The organism is Microbulbifer sp. MLAF003 (assembly GCF_030012965.1).
Classification (GTDB): Bacteria; Pseudomonadota; Gammaproteobacteria; order Pseudomonadales; family Cellvibrionaceae; genus Microbulbifer; species Microbulbifer variabilis.
The window spans coordinates 2,258,054-2,279,853 of the sequence record NZ_CP120232.1 but is presented as its reverse complement, the minus strand read 5'-3'; the positions used below and the strand labels follow the sequence as shown (position 1 = coordinate 2,279,853).

Here is a 21,800-nt window from a genome sequence, read left to right as displayed (position 1 = left end):
TAGATGACGATAAAAGTCGGAATCAATGGTTTTGGCCGTATTGGTCGATTGGTACTGCGCGCAGCATGGGACTGGCCGGACATAGAGTTTATTCAGATTAATGACCCCTCAGGCGACGCCCATACCCTGGCCCACCTCCTGAATTTCGACTCTGTCCATGGCCGCTGGCACAACACAGCGAAATCCACTGATCACACTATTGAAATAGATGGCCTCAAAGTAGCGTGCAGTGCGAATACCGAAATCTCCAAGACCGATTGGAGCCGCTGCGATCTTGTCATTGAAGCCTCTGGTAAAATGAAAACCTCTGCAATTTTGCAAGCGTACCTTGATCAAGGCGTAAAAAGGGTGCTTGTCTCCGCTCCTGTTAAAGAGGCCGGTGTGCCCAATATTGTCCTGGGGGTGAATCAGCATATTTACGATCCCGACAAACACCCTATTGCTACTGCTGCCTCCTGTACCACTAACTGTCTAGCGCCAGTTGTGAAAGTCATTCACGAAAACCTGGGTATTAAACATGGCTCCATCACGACCATTCACGATATTACCAATACCCAAACAATACTTGATGCCCCCCACGCAGATCTGCGCCGGGCCAGGGCTTGTGGAGCCAGCCTGATCCCGACAACTACAGGATCAGCCACAGCTATAACTGCGATTTTCCCTGAGTTGACTGGCCGGTTAAATGGCCACGCCGTACGTGTACCCCTGGCAAACGCCTCGTTGACCGACTGTGTTTTCGAAGTCGAACGCCCCACCACTGCCGAGGAAGTTAACCTGTTACTGCAAACCGCCTCGAAAAGAGAGCTGAAAGATATTCTCGGCTATGAGGAGCGCCCTCTGGTATCGGTGGATTACAAAACCGACCCACGCTCCAGCATTGTCGACGCTCTCTCGACCATGGTGATCAATGGTACCCAGGTTAAAATTTATACCTGGTATGACAACGAGTGGGGGTACGCGAATCGTACCGCGGAACTAGCCCGGATGATCGGAAACATGGATCGCTGATTAAATCTGGGGAACCTAGAAGCCAGCAATATTACAATATTGGTAAAGTTCAGTTCGATGCAGTTACTTTCCTCTTTGCCCCCGCCAGTTCGCCAGTATTTGCTGGTAACTGGCAACTATTGGTCATTTACCTTGACCGATGGCGCCCTGCGAATGCTGGTGTTAATGCATTTCCACAAATTAGGCTATGCCCCGCTGGAAATCGCATTGCTCTTTCTTTTCTATGAATTGTTCGGGGTGATCACCAATCTTGTTGGAGGTTGGCTGGGTGCCCGCCTCGGCCTCAACCGCACCATGAACACAGGGTTGATGCTGCAGGTAATAGCTTTACTAATGCTGCTAGTACCCTCAAATCTGCTCTCTGTCCCCTGGGTGATGGGTGCCCAGGCCCTGTCAGGCATCGCCAAGGACCTCAACAAGATGAGTGCGAAAAGTGCTATCAAGTTGTTGCTCCCGGCACATGCCCAAGGTCCGCTCTACCGTTGGGTAGCCCTGCTTACCGGCTCCAAGAACGCCCTTAAGGGATTGGGATTTTTCTGGGTGGGGTCCTGCTCGCTCTGGCGGGATTTCGCGGTGCTATCCTGATCATGGCCATATGCCTGGCAGGGGTTTGGATTCTCAGCAAGAAATTTCTACGCAGGGATTTAGGAAAGGCTAAAGCCAAGAAGCGCTTTCGCGACGTATTTTCCAAGAGCCGAGCAGTAAACGCCTTAGCTGCCGCTCGGCTATTCCTTTTTGCTTCCCGTGATACCTGGTTTGTCATTGCCCTGCCAGTTTTCCTGGCGAGCCAATTTGGCTGGGGGCATTGGCAGATAGGCACTTTCCTAGCGGTCTGGATAATCGGCTATGGAGCTGTACAAGCATTAGCCCCAAAAATCACAGCCAGTATTTCCCCGAAAGCCCCAGATGGCAGGACCGCCTTATACTGGTCAGCTGCACTGGCAATGGTCCCAGCAACAATAGCCTTGGCATTGCACTCCGGTATTCATCCCCTGCTTACAATCCTGTCGGGACTGATGGTTTTTGCCTTCGTATTCGCAATCAATTCCTCACTACACAGCTATCTGATTGTCTCCTATGCGCGAGAAGATGGAGTTTCAATGGATGTAGGCTTCTACTATATGGCAAACGCCATGGGGCGCCTACTTGGAACCCTATTGTCCGGGTGGATTTTTCAGATAGCAGGAATTGAAGCCTGCCTGATAATTTCTTCTATATTCTTAATGGCAACTGCGCTGATATCCCTGGCTCTGCCAAAACAGGGAGATGAAGATAGCCCTGCCGCCACTGTTGTCAGCTAAGTGCAAATTGATTCCTCAAAGCCGACTAATTCAGCAACGGGATAGATCCTTCCCGCTGAATCACAGCCAGTGATCATCACCAAGGCACCAAACAAAGTAACTTTTGATGTTATCTGGATCCAACTCCACATACATCCCCCTGCAAAACACAAGCTCCAGACTTGCTCTGGGCAAAATCAATCCATAAATCCGCAACTCTCCCAACGGATACCTAATCCATGGAAACTTTATTCATTAAAAGCCATTAAGCCTAAAAGGAAAGGACTTTATCGGGGCCAATGCTGACCAAGGAACAGTTGCCCCAACAGGCAATAAACCTGCAAGAGGGACACCTGGCGGATAAAGCTTCCACGTGTAGGGTAGGAAATCGGCCCGTATCTTTCCATGCCAAGTTAGCACCAATTTCTGCCATTGGCGGACATAAGCCTAAACTTCCCAAATCATCTACTCAGTGGGACTACTCCCTTCCCCGGCTATCTCTATCAATCGTCATACGTAATAGAGTTCGATCTTTCTTGATAAAGTGATGATACAAAGCGGCCAATACATGCCCGAGGATTAGCAGCCAAACCAGCCACTCACCCAAGACCTCCTTATGGATAAAGTCCACGGGCTCCTCAAATTGTTCAAAAGTCATACCAAGACCATTCTGTACCCATGAACCAAAGAGCCAAGTATCAGCAAACTTGGGGATTTCAAACAAGAAGAAGTAATCCGTGTTGACCCCCGTACCCAGATAGCCGGTCAATGGCGTGATGATCATTATCAGATATAAAGCAAAATGGCCAATATGTGCTGCTACATGTTCCAAGCGAGAGCCGGGCTCCAGTAATGGTGCTGGATTCATCAACCTCCATAAAATACGGAGAACAACCAGTGAACCTATGGTTACCCCAATAGACAGGTGAAACTGCAAAGCGACCAAATTCTCAGGGGTTTCCTCTTGAGTGAACCATTGTCGATAGTAAACGCTGATATAGGAGCCAAGGAATAAAAGGGCAATGGACCAGTGAAGCCACTTGGCTATTGAGCCGTAGCTATGATCGCTGTTTCTAAGGGGCATCAATCACTACCTATCACAGAGTAATTCTCACAAGATAGTAGTTCGTACTACCCAATAGCAACTGGAGAATTTAGGATAAGATATTCAAATTTTTGAATAGATAGGAGCATCCAGTTCCTTCCCCACTCCCTGTTACCGTTCGCCAGCTATATAAGCCACTCATCCTACTTTTATCACAGGAAAAAAATCAGCCCCTAGAATGCCACTCATTCAGTGAAACAGCACAGGCAAAACACTTATGCAAATTCTGCAATCTGGAATAAATAGCGTTAAATTGGGATTAAAATCTCTTATCCTCGCTACAAGCCTATCTTCCACTTACGTCATGGCTGGAGGTATCGATGGTATCTGGAAAGCAACTTTTCAGGTTGCTAACGAAGAAACGCTACCAGTAGTAATTCATATTGACCAAGAAAATGGCGAATGGACAGGCGTATTGGATAGCCCCTCCCAAGGTAAATATGGAATGGAGATGTCTACGTTAGAGATAAGATCGAATAGTATTGCATTCGAAGTGGAAGACTTACATATCAAGTATGAAGGTGCATACAATAATGACGTTGACCTGATCTTTGGTACCCTCACTCAAAGAAAATCATTGCCTCTAAACTTTAGAAGGGCAGCTGACGGTACTAGTGATACACCTAAAAACCGTCCCCAGACACCAAAACTTCCTTTTCCATACGCTGTCGAGGAGGTTAGTTTTAAAAATAAAACTGCCAATATCACCCTGTCTGGAACACTGACAAAGCCTACATCCACTGTTAAAGCAACTGCGGTTCTTATTAGCGGTTCCGGCCCCCAGGATCGGGATGAAACCCTATTCGGGCATAAACCATTTGCAGTAATCGCCGATTACTTGACACGCCAGGGTTACGCAGTCTTAAGGTATGATGACCGTGGAATTGGTGAGTCTACCGGGGATTTTTTTACGGCAACTAGCGCAGACTTCGCCAGCGATACCAGCGCTGCAGTTGACTACCTCAACAGCCGCAGCGATCTTCCCAAGGGCAAAGTCGGTTTAATTGGACATAGCGAGGGAGGCATGATAGCTCCCATTGTTGCCAGCAACCGTGAAGATATCGCATTTGCTATCTTGCTTGCCGGTCCAGGTGTTAAAATACCACAACTTCTCGTGGATCAGTGGTATAGGGATAGGAAATTTAATGGTTTAGATAAACAAAAGCTCAAAAAACTCCGCGAGTTAGACAAAGAAATTTTCAACCTGATTAGCCAGCTAGAGGAGAAAGAGACTATCAGCGGAGAGATTCACCAACTCCTCCTCAAGAGCGCCAGACTCGAGGGAAACCAGGATGACGAACTGGAGGCAGAAGTTGAGCAATTAAAGAGGCAATACTCTACACCTTGGTTTCGGTATTTTCTCAAGTTCAACCCTGAGCCCTATTTAGAGCAAACAAAGGCCCCATTACTGGCTCTCAATGGCTCTCTGGATTTTCAAGTAAATGCGAAGATGAACTTGGACAATATGCATAGAGTTTTAAGCAGGACAGGTCACCCCGACTTTCAAACTTTCGAGCTCGAACAGATGAACCACCTGTTTCAAATAGCAAATAAAGGCTCCTCTTCTGAATATGCCGAAATAGAGGAAAGCTTCTCTCCAAAAGCCCTGAAGATAATGTCTTTATGGTTAAACGAGCGCTTTGGCTTAAATCCTTAGTAGTAAAATGCGGCTCCTGCTTAAGGAGCCGCATTGCCAATATGTAAAATTTTATGCAATTTCTCAAGTCCCCTACTCCAACAGCAAAATTTTTGACCTACCACTTTGGTGGCTGGTTAATATTCGCTTTGGTGAATACTTTTTCACTTGGATTACTTACCCAGCACAATTTTGAAAAAAATGCCATACAAGTAGCAACTGTAGTAATAAGCCTTGGCTTATCCACTTTATTCATCCGAGAAATCATATATCGTTTCGATCTTATCAATACAAGCTGGCGTAAGCAGTGGATATATTTCCTCACCACTTCAATCCCTCTTGGGTTCATATGCGCCTTTATTGCCATTAGCTTTGTATATGCATATTACATCCATGCCGGATACGCAGTTCCGCCATCTTTCTGGGGAACTGTTCTTGACAACTGGCTTTTCCTTGTCCTTCTTATGATCGCTTGGACTTTTATTTACATTACAACTGTTAATAAGGATCGATTACACAAAGCTGAGCAGGAAGCTATACAGCTCAAACTGCAGCTCAATGAAGTCAAAATGAGTGCCCTAATGGGACAGCTCAACCCCCACTTTCTTTTTAATGGCTTAAATAATATCCGCGCATTAATCCTAGAAGACGCTGCGAAATCCAGAGAGATGCTAACAAACCTATCTGGCTTGTTACGTTATACGTTAGTGGCTCATAAACAGAAAACGGTATCCTTAAGAGATGAGCTGGAAATTGTATCCCAATACGCTGAGCTCTTAAAAATACAATATGAAGATCGTCTACGCTTCAACCTGGAAGTTGATCCGGCTTTAATGGAAGAGTCAATACCACCACTTTTAATACAGTTACTTGCTGAGAATGCAGTGCGCCATGGAATTGATAAATCCAGGATGGGAGGTGAACTATTGATTAAAATTTTCAAAGAGAAAGACCATATATCGATCACAGTAACGAATCCTGGAACTTTAGAAAACCTTAACTCTGAAGTAACAACAACCGGTGAAAGGAAAGTCCAAAATACCGGACTTGGATTGATCAATATTAAAAAACGTCTATCTCTACAATATGGAAATAGAGCCTCCTTTAATCTACAACAACAAGGTTTACTAGTTGTTGCCCAATGTAGCATACCCTCTTCTGCTTTTTAATTGACGGTATAAGAAGTGAAAGCCATTATCATTGAAGACTCACGACTCGCACGTAACGAATTGAGAGAATTACTTAAGCCCTATAAAGATATTAATTTGGTTGCAGAGGCCCAAGATTGTGAGCAGGCCGTTACACTTATTTCCAAGGAACAGCCAGATTTGATTTTTCTGGATATCAACTTACCGGATGGAAGCGGTTTTGATATCCTGGATAAACTAGACTCTATCCCTAATATCATTTTTACAACGGCCTACGACGAATATGCAATTCAGGCTTTCGAAGTAAACGCTCTGGATTACCTGCTGAAACCAATTCATCCGGAGAAGTTAGAACGCGCTATCAATAAGGCCGTAAGTGATACCTTACCAGCTGCCAGCTCCAGCCAGGAAACCTATTTAAACACTAACAATAAAATCTTTATTAAAGACGGCGAGCGCTGCTGGCTTATTGAGCTTGGACGTATAAGATACTTTGAAAACTGTGGCAATCATGCACAGGTCTTCTTTGATAATGATAAGGCTTTTATCTATAAGTCACTGGTTAAAGTTGAACAGCGCCTAAACCCGGAAACCTTTTTCCGCGTAAATCGACAACAAATTATCAATCTTAACTTCATTAAGGATATTCAACCCTGGATAAGTAACGGGCTACTTGTAACCATGACAGATGGGAAAGAAGTAGAAGTCGCCAGGCGTCCCGCTACCCGCTTAAGGGATATGTTAAGTTTTTAGTCAACTTTTAACATATCCCACTTTAGAAGCAGGTGTTTCAGGTTATGGCAATATCAAAGTTAAATTTTTACTTTACTGTGATGTTGCCGTATTCGAACTCTTAATTTGTAAAATAGCCCTATGCTCTTTCAATACTCTGTGGATAGTTAAACCGATTACCTGGATCAAGTACACTTTTTAAACGCTGTAATCGGTCATAGGAATCCCCATAGTAGGCATTTTCATAATTCTTGATATTAATATCAGGATAATTCACATAGTGCTTAGTTATACCACTTTTGTGGAGCAACTCTTGAAGGTGAGCCATACTCTCCAGTCTTTGCACTTCATCAGCAGGTTTTTCCCAGTAACACTGAGCTTCTCCCAAATAATTGGCGTCCCTATGGACATAGGCCCCCTCATTTTCTTGGTGCAAACGACTTATCTCACCCCCCAATGTATTAATTTGAAAAACCGCTCCGGGGGTTTTACCCACGAGGGTAAAAATTTCCTCTATAGACCTACTGATATCATTAAAGCCACTATAATAACCAGCACTAAAATTCTTAAAATACATAGCATTGGAACGGCCATAGTAATACTGAATACCCACCTCCAGAGGATCCGGCTTTAACTGGGCATTTTCATCCATTCTTTGGTCAAATTTTGACAAGATCCTTGTCATTACTCGATCATGATCTGTCGATGTTAGCATTACTGTCAATGTATTGCGGTTCAAGACAAAGGCAGAAAAGGCGTGGTCTGGTAATAACTCACACTGGTCAAACCAAAATCTTGCCAAATCAGCTGCGGCTCTCGGCGAGAGCTTATAAGACCTAAATCGGTGCTGATAAAGTGTTGTTGGTGCGGAAACCGTATCAAAACGCATTTCCGTTATCACGCCAAAATTACCATTACCACCTCCACGACAAGCCCAAAGCAGTTCTGGAACCTCATCTGAATCTACGGCGATACCCTTGGCATCTATCAGGCGCACGCCTTTCAAGTGGTCACATGTCAGCCCAAACTCCCGCGCAAACAGCCCATAACCCCCACCTAGCGTGATACCTGAAAGCCCTACTGTCGCACAAGAGCCCGATGGCAGCAGGCGTCCCTTTGGTAGGCAATAGCTATATAATTGAACAAGCCTAACTCCAGGACCCGCTATCAACCTATTATCCGCTCTCAGCTCCAGCCCACTCATAAGGGAAACATCAATAACCAAACCATCATTATTTAAAGAAAAACCCTCGAAACTATGGCCTCCACTTTTGATATTGATGTCCAGGCTGTGTGTATTTGCGTAATGCACCGCTTGCTGAACACCCTTCTCGTTTTTGCATAACGCAATAATTCTTGGAAGGAAATCGATTCGCTTGTTAAATAGGCGTCGATAGAGATCAAATACAGCACTATCTCGCTGGAGGAACTCTACATCATCTTTAGAGTAATCCCCATATACAGTTCCAATTGGCAGGTACCCTGCAGGAATGCCCATTCCCAAGGTTTTGACAAAGTCTCTGCGGCCTACTGTTTGCTTCATTCTATTTCCAACGACGTTCATGGGCTCTGCTACTTATGCCGTATAATACAGAGATCAACTTCAACAGGAAACTTTAGCTGTTAACATACGAAGCACCTAACCTCTTGAGCAATAGGCCGCTATACATAGAGACAATATCAACCAAAACGGTATCTCTTCCAAAGCTCTGCTCGCTCAAATAAGGCAATCAACTATATACAATACTTTTAAGAACCTACTGGTTATTTAGGAGTGCCCTTCTAATACCTAAAAAGAAGAGAATAACTGCTACGCTTTGCACCATATGATAAATCCCATTATGGTCAAAATCCCAGATTAACGTAATATATAGTGAATCTTTTGTTTGAATATATATGGCAATTAATGAAAGCAAGCCACCCAGTGCCATATACCAACTTCCATTTAACTTATTCAGCCAGGCTAACCTGCCATATCCAAATATAATAATAAATGTAATAGAGAATTGATAAATCACGTAAGCAAGAAACCCTTCAGGCCACAATAAAGTAACAACATAGAAGGCAATCCCGATGAGCGGAATATAAGGTAAAACTTTTTGCGTCGCCTTCTCGCCTAATAGATCAAAGCAAATTGCAGTGGTAAATGCTATTAGAAATAAACCAAGAAAGAAAAATAAGACTCTCCAGAGCCTCTGACTTAGCTGCACCGACAACTCTAAACCATGAATTGTTGCGGCCAATACAGTGACAACAATTGTCAGAAAGAAAAAAATTTCCAGGCCAGATACTTCCTACCGCCCTTTGGGCTATATCGAACCAAATAAATCAGTGCCACTAATGCGATCAGGGCCAATATAATGTCCGTTGCGGCCGACGTCAGCTCTGTTTGCAGACTACTCAGTTTCATTGCTTTTTCAGGGCCCACTGATACCCATAGTTAATGATATATTGAACGGAAGATTAGTGATCCTAAGACTCTATATCACAATTCAAGATTATAGGTTGATACTGGTATGACTTTGGCCATACTGGCATCAATTACGACAGCTATCCAGTAGCTTCTCTCGGTTTAATAGTGTCACACTCATATCCCTGATCCATGACCCATAGTTATTCTATATAATCTAACCAACCGTATATTTACCAGAATTAGGAACTACAACTCCTCCGTTAATAGAATCTCATCCAACAAGAAAACTTCCTTTACTCAAATATACAAGTTATAAGTAATACCAAATCGCGACAAAGAGGTTTAGCAGCATCATTAGAAAGTCAACAATAAAAATAAAGCGCATTACCCCTTTAACCTGCCAGGCTCCTCCACCACTACGATTTTGAAGAGCAACAGGCACGTTATAAATAAACTGTGAGCCATGCGTGACTGCAAAAGCAAGTAACAGTACTGCCCTCTGAATATCACCTGAAAAAGTAGAGAGATTAATTAACAACAAAATATTGAGGAAGGCCAGGGAAAAGTTGAAACCACCGAGAAACTTTCCAGATTCAGCTAAGATACCAAAGACGGGGGTATCCCTATGCTCCCTGGGCACTACCAGCTTGGCAAAGATCTTTCCTCGTAATGAAAAAACATTAAACCCCATAAGAAACCAGATGGTATTTAATACTAAAACTATTACAAATATCATGTAAATTCTCCGATAATTATTTTTATAAAGATCTGCTAAAAATTAGCTATCTACACATAGCTAAATATATTCTAATCAATTATTAAGGTTTAGCTGTTACTCAATACAGGCCAGCGATCCACTATCTCTCCCCTGTCATATACTGCAATATCACCGAACTGAAGAAATACTGATTCACTTTGAGTTGGGCGCAGGAAAACCCAGTCATCTTCCACTAAGGTCACCCTGTCAGAGGCATTTAGCATTTCCTGATTTGTAGAGCGGCCATAAATAGGGTTTATTGATAATCCAGCAGGAGACTCAGGTAGTGCTTTCCAGTAACCCCCGAAATAAAAAAGGTCTGAGCACGATTTGGGTTCAACCAACGCATTGCACCGGTAAGGTTTTCTATTCCCGGTATCTGGGTATGAGGTAACCTTTTGAGCACTGGGCTCGCAATAAACGCTGCAGGGATATGATCCGATAGTGTGGGAATATCAAAATCCGTTGGCTTGACCAGACAAGAGCCAGCCGCAAGCTCGGTGCAGGGAGCAGTATTTCTCCTGGACTGGTACAGCTGGTAAGTCGGACTCCCCGCGCCATTTAACGTGAGTTCCGATGGAAATACAGCACCTAGCTGCCGTTTTGCTTGCTCCAATCTCTGCGAGTAGATATTGAGCCCCCGATCTATTGCCTTATCAGGGCCACCCAGTAAACCCGGCATCTTGGCAGCATGGGCGTCATAGCCCATAAACCCCGCAAGCTCCAATCCCTGCTCTCTCTGGATAATATTGAGCATTTCAGTAAGGGCTTGATCACTAGAAACCCCTCCCCTGTGCAAGCCAACGTCCAGTTCAATATTGATACGCAGTGATTGCCCAAGGCTATTGGCCAGCTCAGCATACTGCTGTAATCGGCGGGGGCTATCAATCAACCACTGCAACTGTTTACTAGGATCAAAACTGTTGCCTGTCGGTTTCGCATAAAAATCCTTGGCAGCAGCTATCGGTAAGGGTTTACCCAGCAGGATATCCGCCGATGGCTGGGCCTGAGCAAGCTGCCGTAAGAATGGCAAGTGAAATACCATGATCCGCTGTGTACCGGTTCGCCTGGCTACTGTTTCCAGTAAGCCAAGTGCGGGCAATGACTTTGCAACAATACGGAAATCATAATTCCCCTGAAGGTGGCTCGACAATGTATCGGCATTGTTCTTTAATCGATCGAGGTCAACCACCATGGTCGGACTCGACATGCCAGCTGTGTGCAGGGCTCTGGAAATTGATTCGAAATACTCACTATGCCCACCCTGCCCCAAGGCTTTTGGCCGCAACATGGGTACCGCTGCGGCAGCTCCCAGAACCACTCCCCCAAGCAACAATTTTCGGCGCTTGCTATCCAAAATATTTTCCTTTTGGCCTTTAGGGCAATCGCTACAAGATCATTTAATAAAAATAATTTATCAGCATTTTGCCCGAATAGAAGAGTTGTCAAAAAACATCAAGCAATTAGTGATTTTAAGTAGGAATTCAGGAACTTTCCGCTTGGGTCCAATTCTTGGCGAACTTTCATAAAGTCCTGCCAGCGTGGATAAAGCTTAGCGAAGTCCCCCCTCCAAAGTGTTTAACTTTCCCCAGTGCGGCCTGCCCCCATACTTACGCATAATTGGCTCCAGCACTTTGAACAGTGGCTGGTGATCCTCTTCAAAGTAACGGTGAACGGCTATCGAAATAGAATCCTGCTGATAGAAAGGACTCAGCCAGATATCATCCTGCTTAACGAAGCGGACCTCGATAGGAAAGAAAACATTAAGGTTGTTTTCTTCAATAGTGCTTTGAATCTCAGCAAATGCCGCTAAGCCTGCCTCCCTGGGCAGGTGGTATTCCATCTCATTAAAGCGGACATTGCGTTCGCTAGCATAGTTACGCCAGGAGGACTCCACTACTACTTCCTTTTCAATGTCTTCCATGGCGGACTGCAAGGCAAATCGGCGCAACTTGGGGGACCAGCCCAGCCAGTCTCTTACACTCTTAAGAGTCATCACTGCTTCATTGGTATCCTCACGCTCAGTGGAAAAGATATCCTCTTCTGTGAGCTGATGAGAATCAGCCATGCACATCCCGGAGAAAGGGATGTAATAGAACTCAAAGTTTCGATTAGAGTTCGCCAGCGATTCAGCTTGATCCAAAATCTCTTGCATAGGCGCCACCCAGGACTCACTGCGTAAGCGATAGCTGGGCTGATTTTGCATACGCACCTTGGTCACCAGGCCAAGGCACCCCAGGGAAACCTTGGCCGCAGAAAACACCTCCGGGTTATTCTCTGCATCGCACCAGAGGATATCACCATCGGCCATTACCATTTCCAGACCAGTAACATTACTGGACATGCAACCCAAATTCGCACCGGTGCCATGGGTGGCGGTTGCCAGGCATCCGCCAAGGGTTTGCTCATCGATATCTGGCTGGTTAATCAAGGCCTGCCCTACCTCCTCCAGAGGCTGGCCAATATCTGCTATGCGTGTGCCCGCATAGACCGTGGCTTGGGAGTTTTCGGCATTGTGGTCAGATAGTCCGCTAATACGACCGAGAGAAACTATCGTATCTTCTGTTGGCACCAGCGCAGTGAAAGAGTGACCAGCACCCACTGCACGCACAGTACCACTAGCCTCCGCCACTATTTCCTGTAATTCAGTAATATTTTTTGGTGCCAGGCGCCTATCGGGTATGCACTCCTGGGACCCCGACCAGTTTCGCCAGCGAATCTTACGGGGTTTAGCAGCATCAGCTGCCTGGACTAAAGTACGCGCTATTGATGATATTGGGGATGCTGCAAAAGCTGCAGATCCGGCAGCCAGGGTAGTGACGAAACGGCGACGTGATTGATGCATACTTCCCTACTCCGCCGTAGCCATAAAAGCGATCAACTGCTCAAACTGCTCTGGTGAGCATTCAAAGCAAAGGCCTAGCGGGGGCATCCCCTGAAAACCATTGATAGCATTATCTACCAATATATCCATTCCCTTATCCATACGTGGCTTCCAGTTATCCAAGTCGCCGGTTAAAGGCGCGGCACTAGCGCCGGTACCATGACAGCTACGACAGGTCCGAATATATATTTCTGCAAGATCAGAATCAGCTGGTGTCAGGGAAAGTGCGCGCTCACCCAGAGCTGCACGATTGGCAACTGTGCTCTCTGGTGATTTAGAGCATCCACTTGTAAGGAGGGCCAAAATTAGAAAGATGCCGACTAACCCAAGGCTTCGGCGCAGGCTTACCAATTCCATGTATGTACACCGACTACATTATTGTTAATTATCACTCAGAGATATAAATCTGAGAGGGTTTGTGTACTTAATTTTGTCACCATTGTTAAACAGACTGACCTCTAAAACAACTAGCGGAACTGGCCGGTCTGATAAGGGGGCGTTAGCCCAATTTTGTTGCGTACCAATTAAAGAAACTTTTACCGCTAGATATCATTACTCTCGCAACTTATCAAACCCCAATCGATACCTCACGTGTTTGTGCCCTTTCAAGAGGTCAGAAGTACTGGATACTTAAGTTGCCATAACCTCACGGTTTTTAGTGAAGTTCCTGAAAGCCAAGCAAAATAATTATTATTGAAATAAATTCCTGTGCAAAATTATAACCATACCAAAATTAAAATACCGGGAAAGCAACCATTCATTTATAGCCTACATAAATAAGCTTTTAACTATTTTGAATCCACTGATAGGAACCTGCCTCTAGAACCACCTACCTATACAAAAAGATAGAAACCACCTAGCAACTACCTCAAAATTGACCTTTTGGTCAAGCTAGGCTTTGAACGCAAACAGCAATATGTGGCAAGACTACACTCTGCTGACTACACATCCATAGTTATCCCAAACACCTTGTTTGTCACAACAAACGAAAACGATAAGAAGGCCCTTAAGATTTTAGTTGACATATATCAACCTTATGGTTTTAATGGGGCTCTACAGTACAGAAGACAGCCATGAAAATCTTGGGGTCCATCGATATAGAACGCACTAACAAAGCGAATTCAAAAAGTCTTCGCCAAGGTTTTTGGCCATGGCAAAAAATTACTGAGCATTATTTATGTTCTCTTATTGTGAGCGGCGAAAGCCAAATCAGCCAGCCAAGTATCCGTCATTTTTTAGATACGCTATTTGTACAGTAAGAACACGTGGCCCGCACCAACACTGCACAAGAAACATGAAGGAACTCAATATTTATACTTAAGGAAAATAACAGACATAGCAGACCAAGCCGTTTTTCGTTTACATACTATAAAGGAAGCACCGTGATACGCTTTGCACAAATAATTTCTACAATTTTTGTTTTTATCTTCACCTCTGCAGCTATAGCCTGTATATTTTTTCCCAGCTCAATTAGCGAAGCCAGTGGGTTTAATGCCGTCTCAGACTATGGCCTGACTAATGTGCGCACACTCGGTGCTCCTCTACTTATGTTAGCTGTGGTTACGGCAATAGGAACTTTCCGCCGGGATTGGATAATTCTTGTACCAGCCTCACTTTATTTCCTCTTTAATGGGCTAACTCGTGTTCTCTCTCTTTTCCAGGAGCAATACGATCCTATTATGATACGAGGGCTGATACTGACCTTTGTATTATTTTCTCTCTCTCAGGTTGTTATTCATACTTTCCGAAAATCAAAAACTAACTTAAAGCAAACCAACCAATTAGTCTCAGCATAAAGGGACGGGAACACAGAGTCCTTCAGGGGTTTTCAATGGGAGGATTTGGGGCAACGAAAATTGGTTTCAAATTTCCTGAGTATTTCTCTAAGATAATCTCCTGGGATGGCGCCATCCACAGCCGGAGCACCCTTAAGAGCACCCGCCCCAGCATCGTCGAGCAAATGTTTGTCTCTGAAACTAACTTCAACAGTCACTCCCCTGGTTCCAGGTAAGCCAGTGGTCTAAAAAACGCGAAGAAATGCCTATGGATTTAGTATTCTTTACAGGTACCATGGATGCACCTGCAAATTACACCACTAGCTTTCTGCGAGAATTGCAAAGCCTGGATATCCCTTTTCAGCACATTGAAACCAGTTGTCCCCACAGCCCTTTTAGCTTTTTTAGTGAAGACCGCATAAAAATAGCGTATGGCAGCAAGTAATCATGAGATGCGAATATACCATCTCAATAAAAAGCTATGTGCACAAACTAAAATCGATGCAGTTATTCCGGCGGTAGATAAACATTCACAGTTTGAGCAATCGATTTTGATTGCTCCTCCCCAAACAAGCAGGTGACTAGTTGAAAAGCAAACTCTATCGCAGTACCTGGAGATTGACTAGTGATTAGATTTCGATCAACCACCACTCGTTGGTCGCTAGTCTCCCTCACATATTGACTGAGTTCACGACGGAAAGTCCTATAACAAGTTGCTTTGAAATCAGTTATTAGGCCATGTCTACCAAGTACGATTACAGGAGCGGTACAGATTGCTCCTAACCAGCGCCCAGACTCAATTTGCTTTTGGATTAGCCTCATTAGAGGCTCCGAGTCATGCATATGCTCCGCCCCCTCCTTGCCTCCCGGTAGCGCAATTAAATCCCAAGTAGTATCCAGGCATTCCTCTAGACTTCTGGGTGCCTCAATGACAAGGTCACGCAGGGTGGTTACACGCCTACTCGGCATAATTGATGCCAAAGTCAGTTTCGCGTCAGTTCGGCTCAAAATGTCGTAGATGGCAATAGCCTCGATATCTTCGTTACCATCAGCGATAGGAATCAGTATTTTTGACACAGTTACAGCTCCCATAAATACAGGGCTTAAGTATTTATAGACCTAACGTTTACAATCCACACACTTGAACCAACTCTTGACCATAAGGCTACTCCCGGTTCTCCAGATGTACGCAGTGGCCTACTCTACCGATGGGAAATTGTGCCCTGGTGACACTACTGGCTTAATGCCGCTCTGGATTCCTGTTAAGCATGCATAGTTCAGGCATAATCAAGATTTTTGAACTTTGACAGGAATGCTGATGGCTGAAAGTATCACACGCCCCCAGGGCCCATACCTCTCCGAACTGGTTCAGGGTTATTGGAGATTGGCTGACTGGGAAATGAAACCCCAGCAACGCCTTAGCTTTCTTGAACAACACGTAGACTTGGGAATTACTACCATAGATCACGCCAACATCTATGGTGACTATGAATGTGAGCAACTCTTTGGCGAAACATTAAAACTGCAGCCGGGTATGCGAGGGCAGATTCAAATAGTGACCAAGTGCAATATCAAGTTGTGCTCAGCCAAATTCCCCCTTCGAAAGGTTAACCACTACGATACCAGCTCTACACACATAATAGAGTCCGTTGATAACTCCCTTTCCCTACTGGGGACAGACTACCTTGATGTTCTTCTGCTCCACCGGCCGGATGTCTTGATGAAAGCTGAAGAAGTTGCAGAAACTTTTACCGAGCTCCGAAAAGCTGGCAAGGTCCTGCATTTCGGAGTATCCAACTTTTCACCGAGCCAGTTTGCCTTGCTGCAGTCACGGCTGGAAGTGCCATTAGTAACCAATCAGGTTGAAATAAATCCGCTTAACTTTTCCGTGGCCCATGATGGCACCCTGGATCAATTGCAAATGCACCGGATACGCCCTATGGCTTGGTCCTGTCTCGCAGGGGGACGATTACTCAGTGGAGGTGATATACAGGCTCAAAGAGTGCTTAGTGAACTTGAATTACTCAAGGAAGAAATTGGTGCCAAAAGTCTCGACCAGGTGATTTACGCCTGGGTTAGACAACTGCCAGCCAATCCATTGGTTATTATCGGCTCAGGAAAAATAGATCGCTTGAAAGCTGCTGTGGATTCACTAAAACTCGAATTATCCCGGGAACAGTGGTATCGGATATGGGTTGCATCCAAGGGACATAATGTCCCCTAGTTAAAAAGGGGCGCCTAACTATCCCCTTCTCCTGCAGCACGAGACTTACGCCACTCTGAGTGTGCGGCAAGTATTGCGATGAGAATGAAAATGTTGATCGCGATCATCACCCATGGCCGGACTGCCAACGGAAACCAACTTGCGACAAATGGTATTAGGGGTATCGAAAAACCTATGGTTGCAAGCAGGGCAAAGCAATAAAAGACAAGGAAACCCCACCCCTTGTATGCCAGTAGGCCCACAGCGCTAAAGATAGCGAGTGCCAGCAGCAGTAACCCCAAACTGGCCACGCCGGGTGATGTTCCGAACATACTGATGCTTATGAAAAAAGACTTCCAGTGCACGATCGAAGTTAAAATAACAAGTACCCCGACTATTCGGGCCAGGTTTCTCGCCTGAGTTTTCATAATCACTTTAACTCCACCTTGTTGTGCTTGGCCAGCTCCCCAGCTGACAATTGCAGGGGAGCTGTATTACTAGATTATTAGCATAATCAAACAGGAACAATCAGTTCACGATCAAAACTAAGGCAATGGGAAGTGCTGATAGCCAAGCTTTACAACATTTCAAGCATTAATTGTCTGCGATGTTAATACCTCTCTCACCAAGGGCTTTATTCAACACTGCGGCCAAACGCACTCCACCTTGTTGCAGGCGCATTTCCACAGATTCCTGGCAACGCAGGAAGTACTTTTCTCCTAATTCGTATTCACTCGTATAAGCGAGTTTGTGGGCTAACTGGTGGGATTCCCGAGCCCACTGGGCCTCTGTTGTGGATTGCCACAAGTGGCGCTGGGCTGCGTTTATCTTTTCTGTTTGCTCTTTTGCATAACTGTGCCAATCGGAAACTATCCTGGATACTAAATGTATGTCCCATAGGGCATGTAAATTGGTGTCAATACCTAAAAACCGGACTTGGACATCATTGCCACCTTTATCTGAATACAGGCCTGTATGGAGTGGCTGATGCAGATCGCCGACAAAATGAGCGATAAACATTAAGGCTTCTGCACGCTCCTCTGGTTTTCTGTTTCTATCATTTAAAATCTGCGAGAACTGCTTGATTGCCTTGAGGATGCAGCCCGCAGGCGGGCAATCCCTGGCCTCAACATAACTGGTCCACTCTTTGGACAAATTAATGTAGTGCATTGGAGCGGCCCAGTCGTATTGTTCATTAGAGCGGATACGATCCGCCCAAGTTGCTGACTCAGCCAAGTCCGGCTCATTTGCTCTTTGCAAAAGCAGCTGAACTTCACCAGCCACCTGAGGCTCCAGGTAGTGCCAGGCAATCTCACCCACTACCCGGTGCCCATCATCCCCCCAGGCAACAGCCTTATTATTCAGCCCGAGAGTACTGAGCAGGAGTAGCGCTACTCGAAAGACATTAACCAGCCCGTTCATTGATTTTTCCATTGCAGTATTTTGTCGCCAACTTTAATGAGAGTTTGTGACAACTTGGCATCTATAGCCAACCTCTTCCGTAATCGTTACAGAACTGCAACAAATCGTTAACCAGTCCTTAAATATCACCCGCTAAAAAGCTCACTGGCCGGGACCTGGGGAAAGTGTCTCGGGAGCCGATTACAACCAGTACTCTCAAAGCCACTTTGTTGGCTCTTTTTTAAGACCAGGACTTAGTTATGAAACCCTCCATTTTCCGGCGCATGTGCCTATCCGCTGCAATTATCTCCGCGATTGGCACTTCACATGTTTCCCATGCACAGGAAACAGCCGCAGCTATTCGCGGCTCTATTACTGGCAGCGGTGGCGAAGTAATAAGCGATGCGAAAGTAACGGTGATTCATACTCCGTCTAACAGCCGTCGTGTAGCGCAAGTGGGGGAGTCCGGTCAGTTTAATTTGAGTGGTCTGCGTGTTGGCGGCCCTTACACGGTGACCGTTGAATCCGGTCAAGGCAAACGGGTACTCGAGGACATTTACTTATCGGTAGGCGATACCCTGCCGCTAATGCTAACCCTGGGTTCATCCAACCTTGAGGAGGTGAGCGTGCTTGGCCAAGCTTTGAGCAGTTCACGGCTTGCAGTAGGTCCCTCTTCCCACTTCAACAGCGACGACCTGAAAAGTGCGCCTGCTGGCGGTCGTGACATCAAGGACCTGCTGCGCCTAGACCCTCGTGTTTATATAGATGAGGCCAACGCAGATTCAGTCCAATGCGCCGGTGCCAACCCACGCTTCAACAGCCTGACTGTTGACGGCGTGCGTATGAATGACAATTTCGGCTTGAACAGTAATGGCTACCCAACCGAGCGCATGCCCTTCTCCTATGACGCTATCGACCAGGTGGCCGTAGAGCTCGCACCGTTTGATGTACAGTACGGAGGCTTCAGCGCTTGTAACATTAATGCTGTGACCAAGTCTGGCACTAATGAATGGCACGGTTCCTTTTTCTATGACTACACCGATGATGGCTTTCGTGGGGACTCCCTGGAAGGTGAGGACATTAACGTAGCCGAGTTTGATGAGAAGCGTTACAACGCTACTCTAGGTGGCGCCATTATTGAGGACAAACTGTTCTTCTTTGCTGCTTATGAGAAGCTTGAAGGCGTAGCTACTTTTGACCGGGGGCCCGCTGGAAGCAGTGCCGCAACTGAAGTCCAGGGCGTATCCCAAGCCCAACTGGATGAAATTGTGCGTATATCCAACGAAGTCTACGGCTACAACCCAGGTGGTCTGCCCAGCAGCCTTCCAGAGGAGGACGAGAAGCTGCTGGTTAAGTTCGACTGGAACATCTCTGAAAACCATCGCGCAGCATTTACTTACAACTACAACGATGGCTTTTCTATCGCTGAGGCCGATGGAGATCCAGATGAGCTGGAGCTGTCCAATCACTACTATGAGCGCGGCGCAGAGCTGAACGCCTATGTAGTACAGCTCTTCTCAGACTGGAGCGATATCTTCTCTACTGAAATGAAGATCGGTTATTCCGAACTGGATAACCGCCAAAATTCCCTGGGAGGTACCGATTTTGGTGAAGTACAGATCAGCACCTCCTATGACCATGACAACGATGGCAGTGATACAGATGCAACCGTTTATCTGGGTGCTGATGATTCCCGCCACGCAAATATACTGAGCTATGACAACTTGACCTTTAAGCTCGCCGGCAAGCTCCTTTTAGGTGAACACAACCTTACAGCTGGCTACGAGCACGAAAACTTCGATATTTACAACCTGTTCATCCAGGAGGCCGCTGGTGAATATCGCTTCAGTAGCATTGAAAATTTTGAGCAGGGCGTTGCCGACTTGATCATCTACGAGAATGCCACGGGTACCAATAATATCTTGGATGCCGCAGCTGAATTTGCTTACAGCATCGACACTCTCTATGTGCAGGATGAATACACTTTTGCTGACGCTGACCTCACAATTGTAGCCGGCCTGCGCTACGATCGCTACAGTAGTGACGACAGACCTGTCGCTAATACAGATTTCGCAGCAGCCTATGGCTTCTCCAACCAACACACCATGGACGGCCTCGACCTTCTGCAACCCCGACTGGGCTTGAGCTGGAATGTTGATGATAACCTGGAGCTACATGGTGGAATTGGCCTTTACTCTGGCGGCAATCCGAATGTATGGATTTCCAATAATTACTCCAACAATGGCGTTATACAAATTGAAGCGAGTGATGGCAGCGGCACGCCATTATTTGATATGGACTGGGCTGGCAACGGCGCCCCAATTTTTGATGTACCACAGTCCCTATATGATCAGGTAGCCAGTGGAGATGGCACTTTAGGTGGTGTGAATATGATGGATCCGGATTTTGAAGTTCCATCGGTTTGGAAATATGCAATTGGCGGTAGCTATGAGTTTGAATCTGGCTATTTGCTCTCTGCCGATTACCTCTATAGTGATTATAAGGATGCAGCCATTATTCGGGACCTGTCACTGGAGCAGGTGAGTAGTACCGTCGATGGCCGTGCGGTTTACGCTAACACCAATGGTCGCAGGGGCGACTATATGCTCACCAATGTTGACGGCGATTCTGGCTACTCCAGCGTCTTCTCATTAGGACTCAGTAAATCTTTCGATTTCGGCCTGAATGTAGCAGTGGGTTACGCCTATACCGATGCTGAAGACGTAAACCCCATGACCAGCTCTGTAGCCTACTCAAACTACACCACCATCGCCACGGTAGATGCCCAGGACCCGGGTACGGCTACTTCAAACTATGTAGTTCCGCACCGATTCACTTTGAAGCTGGATTACGCCCAGGAGTTTTTCTCTGGGTATGAGACTCGCTTGACCCTCTTCGGTAGCGCTAACGAAGGTGTGCCCTATTCCTATACTTTCTCTGACCGTATCTTCGGTGATGGCGGAAGGGGCCGTGGGCTACTCTACGTTCCAACAGGCATGGGCGATGCGAATGTTGTCTTTGGGGATGACTTCGATACAGAGGCATTCTTCGCCTGGGTCGACTCTGAAGACCTGGACAGCGGTACTATGGAGCGCAACTCCCTCAGCAGCGATTGGTGGACTAAGTTCGATCTGCGTATTGACCAGGAGTTGCCGGGCTGGCGCGCTGACGACCGACTCAATGCTTTCTTTGTTATCGAGAACCTGGGCAACTTACTGAACGATGATTGGGGAGTAATGTACGAAGGTGCCTTCCCCCGCTTCCAAGCTGCCGTTGATGCCAGCATAGATGATCAGGGGCGTTTTGTTTTCAATGAATTCAATGATCCTGCTGGCCAAACCCGAGTCGCCGACGCCTCGCTGTGGAGTGCACGCATGGGAATTCGCTACGAATTCTAATCATAAAAAAGCCGCGGCAGTTGCCGCGGCTTTTTTACTTCCAGCCTGCTTAACAAA

At 46.0% G+C, this 21,800-nt stretch carries 22 protein-coding genes; 10 read left to right on the top strand and 12 right to left on the bottom strand.

The genetic code is table 11. From position 1 onward, the window contains the following. Nucleotides 1-3: 3 nt before the first annotated feature. Genes P3339_RS11080 through P3339_RS23450 form a run of 3 tightly spaced genes read left to right on the top strand, consistent with a single transcriptional unit; the run spans nt 4 to nt 2,312 of the window. On the top strand, nt 4-1,011 hold the full coding sequence (locus P3339_RS11080; protein WP_282953424.1) for an ArsJ-associated glyceraldehyde-3-phosphate dehydrogenase: 1,008 nt from the start codon (nt 4-6) through the stop codon (nt 1,009-1,011). A gap of 57 nt (nt 1,012-1,068) precedes the next feature. Continuing rightward, the gene (locus P3339_RS23455; protein WP_353056905.1) at nt 1,069-1,596 is read left to right on the top strand and encodes an MFS transporter; all 528 of its coding nucleotides are present in this window, start codon (nt 1,069-1,071) and stop codon (nt 1,594-1,596) included. Further along, a complete protein-coding gene (locus tag P3339_RS23450) occupies nt 1,536-2,312 on the top strand; it encodes an MFS transporter (protein WP_353056926.1) in 777 nt (258 codons plus the stop codon). Before P3339_RS23455 ends, P3339_RS23450 begins: the two co-directional genes overlap by 61 nt. A 457-nt stretch (nt 2,313-2,769) precedes the next feature. Here the strand turns inward: P3339_RS23450 and P3339_RS11070 are convergent, their stop codons facing one another. Next, nucleotides 2,770-3,375: a cytochrome b gene (locus P3339_RS11070; RefSeq protein ID WP_282953423.1), complete on the bottom strand. Its 606-nt coding sequence runs from the start codon at nt 3,373-3,375 to the stop codon at nt 2,770-2,772. 238 nt (nt 3,376-3,613) lie between these two features. Between P3339_RS11070 and P3339_RS11065 the strand changes: the two genes are divergently transcribed. Genes P3339_RS11065 through P3339_RS11055 form a run of 3 tightly spaced genes read left to right on the top strand, consistent with a single transcriptional unit; the run spans nt 3,614 to nt 6,933 of the window. Further along, nucleotides 3,614-5,053: an alpha/beta hydrolase family protein gene (locus P3339_RS11065; RefSeq protein ID WP_282953422.1), complete on the top strand. Its 1,440-nt coding sequence runs from the start codon at nt 3,614-3,616 to the stop codon at nt 5,051-5,053. Nucleotides 5,054-5,106: 53 nt separating this feature from the next. Next, nucleotides 5,107-6,201, top strand: a complete 1,095-nt coding sequence (locus tag P3339_RS11060) for a sensor histidine kinase (protein ID WP_282953421.1) — start codon at nt 5,107-5,109, stop codon at nt 6,199-6,201. Between the two features lie 15 nt (nt 6,202-6,216). Beyond that, entirely contained in the window at nt 6,217-6,933 is a 717-nt protein-coding gene (locus P3339_RS11055; RefSeq protein WP_282953420.1) for a LytR/AlgR family response regulator transcription factor, read from the top strand. Nucleotides 6,934-7,051: 118 nt separating this feature from the next. Here P3339_RS11055 and P3339_RS11050 read toward each other — a convergent pair whose 3' ends face one another. The 8 genes from P3339_RS11050 to P3339_RS11015 form a co-directional block, all read right to left on the bottom strand. Continuing rightward, nucleotides 7,052-8,455, bottom strand: coding sequence for an FAD-binding oxidoreductase (locus tag P3339_RS11050; RefSeq protein ID WP_282953419.1), 1,404 nt, complete (start codon nt 8,453-8,455; stop codon nt 7,052-7,054). A gap of 214 nt (nt 8,456-8,669) precedes the next feature. Further along, nucleotides 8,670-9,188: a DUF6962 family protein gene (locus tag P3339_RS11045; protein WP_502867331.1), complete on the bottom strand. Its 519-nt coding sequence runs from the start codon at nt 9,186-9,188 to the stop codon at nt 8,670-8,672. Nucleotides 9,189-9,635: 447 nt separating this feature from the next. Next, complete coding sequence (locus tag P3339_RS11040; RefSeq protein ID WP_282953417.1) at nt 9,636-10,061, bottom strand: hypothetical protein; 426 nt, start codon at nt 10,059-10,061, stop codon at nt 9,636-9,638. 89 nt (nt 10,062-10,150) lie between these two features. Continuing rightward, nucleotides 10,151-10,276 (bottom strand): hypothetical protein, encoded by a 126-nt coding sequence (locus tag P3339_RS11035; protein WP_282953416.1) that lies wholly within the window; start codon nt 10,274-10,276, stop codon nt 10,151-10,153. 62 nt (nt 10,277-10,338) lie between these two features. Further along, nucleotides 10,339-11,439, bottom strand: a complete 1,101-nt coding sequence (locus tag P3339_RS11030) for an alanine racemase (protein ID WP_282953415.1) — start codon at nt 11,437-11,439, stop codon at nt 10,339-10,341. Between the two features lie 98 nt (nt 11,440-11,537). Continuing rightward, nucleotides 11,538-11,609 carry a hypothetical protein gene (locus tag P3339_RS11025; protein ID WP_282953581.1) on the bottom strand — a complete coding sequence of 24 codons (72 nt, stop codon included), beginning with the start codon at nt 11,607-11,609 and terminating at the stop codon, nt 11,538-11,540. Nucleotides 11,610-11,634: 25 nt separating this feature from the next. After that, entirely contained in the window at nt 11,635-12,927 is a 1,293-nt protein-coding gene (locus P3339_RS11020) for a D-arabinono-1,4-lactone oxidase (protein WP_282953414.1), read from the bottom strand. Between the two features lie 6 nt (nt 12,928-12,933). Continuing rightward, nucleotides 12,934-13,323: a c-type cytochrome gene (locus P3339_RS11015; protein WP_282953413.1), complete on the bottom strand. Its 390-nt coding sequence runs from the start codon at nt 13,321-13,323 to the stop codon at nt 12,934-12,936. Between the two features lie 716 nt (nt 13,324-14,039). On the opposite strand from P3339_RS11015, the gene P3339_RS11010 reads away from it, so the two are divergent. Then, nucleotides 14,040-14,225 carry a hypothetical protein gene (locus P3339_RS11010; protein WP_282953412.1) on the top strand — a complete coding sequence of 62 codons (186 nt, stop codon included), beginning with the start codon at nt 14,040-14,042 and terminating at the stop codon, nt 14,223-14,225. 123 nt (nt 14,226-14,348) lie between these two features. Further along, nucleotides 14,349-14,762, top strand: a complete 414-nt coding sequence (locus P3339_RS11005) for a hypothetical protein (protein WP_282953411.1) — start codon at nt 14,349-14,351, stop codon at nt 14,760-14,762. 486 nt (nt 14,763-15,248) lie between these two features. On the opposite strand, the gene P3339_RS11000 is transcribed toward P3339_RS11005, so the two are convergent. Next, nucleotides 15,249-15,818 (bottom strand): DJ-1 family glyoxalase III, encoded by a 570-nt coding sequence (locus P3339_RS11000; protein ID WP_282953410.1) that lies wholly within the window; start codon nt 15,816-15,818, stop codon nt 15,249-15,251. Nucleotides 15,819-16,059: 241 nt separating this feature from the next. On the opposite strand from P3339_RS11000, the gene P3339_RS10995 reads away from it, so the two are divergent. Beyond that, nucleotides 16,060-16,965 carry an aldo/keto reductase gene (locus P3339_RS10995; RefSeq protein ID WP_282953409.1) on the top strand — a complete coding sequence of 302 codons (906 nt, stop codon included), beginning with the start codon at nt 16,060-16,062 and terminating at the stop codon, nt 16,963-16,965. A 14-nt stretch (nt 16,966-16,979) separates the two neighbouring features. Here the strand turns inward: P3339_RS10995 and P3339_RS10990 are convergent, their stop codons facing one another. Both P3339_RS10990 and P3339_RS10985 read right to left on the bottom strand, forming a co-directional pair. Beyond that, the gene (locus tag P3339_RS10990; protein WP_282953408.1) at nt 16,980-17,378 is read right to left on the bottom strand and encodes a hypothetical protein; all 399 of its coding nucleotides are present in this window, start codon (nt 17,376-17,378) and stop codon (nt 16,980-16,982) included. 160 nt (nt 17,379-17,538) lie between these two features. Further along, nucleotides 17,539-18,366 (bottom strand): S1/P1 nuclease, encoded by an 828-nt coding sequence (locus P3339_RS10985; RefSeq protein ID WP_282953407.1) that lies wholly within the window; start codon nt 18,364-18,366, stop codon nt 17,539-17,541. Nucleotides 18,367-18,605: 239 nt separating this feature from the next. Between P3339_RS10985 and P3339_RS10980 the strand changes: the two genes are divergently transcribed. Continuing rightward, entirely contained in the window at nt 18,606-21,743 is a 3,138-nt protein-coding gene (locus P3339_RS10980) for a TonB-dependent receptor (RefSeq protein WP_282953406.1), read from the top strand. Nucleotides 21,744-21,800 lie beyond the last annotated feature (57 nt).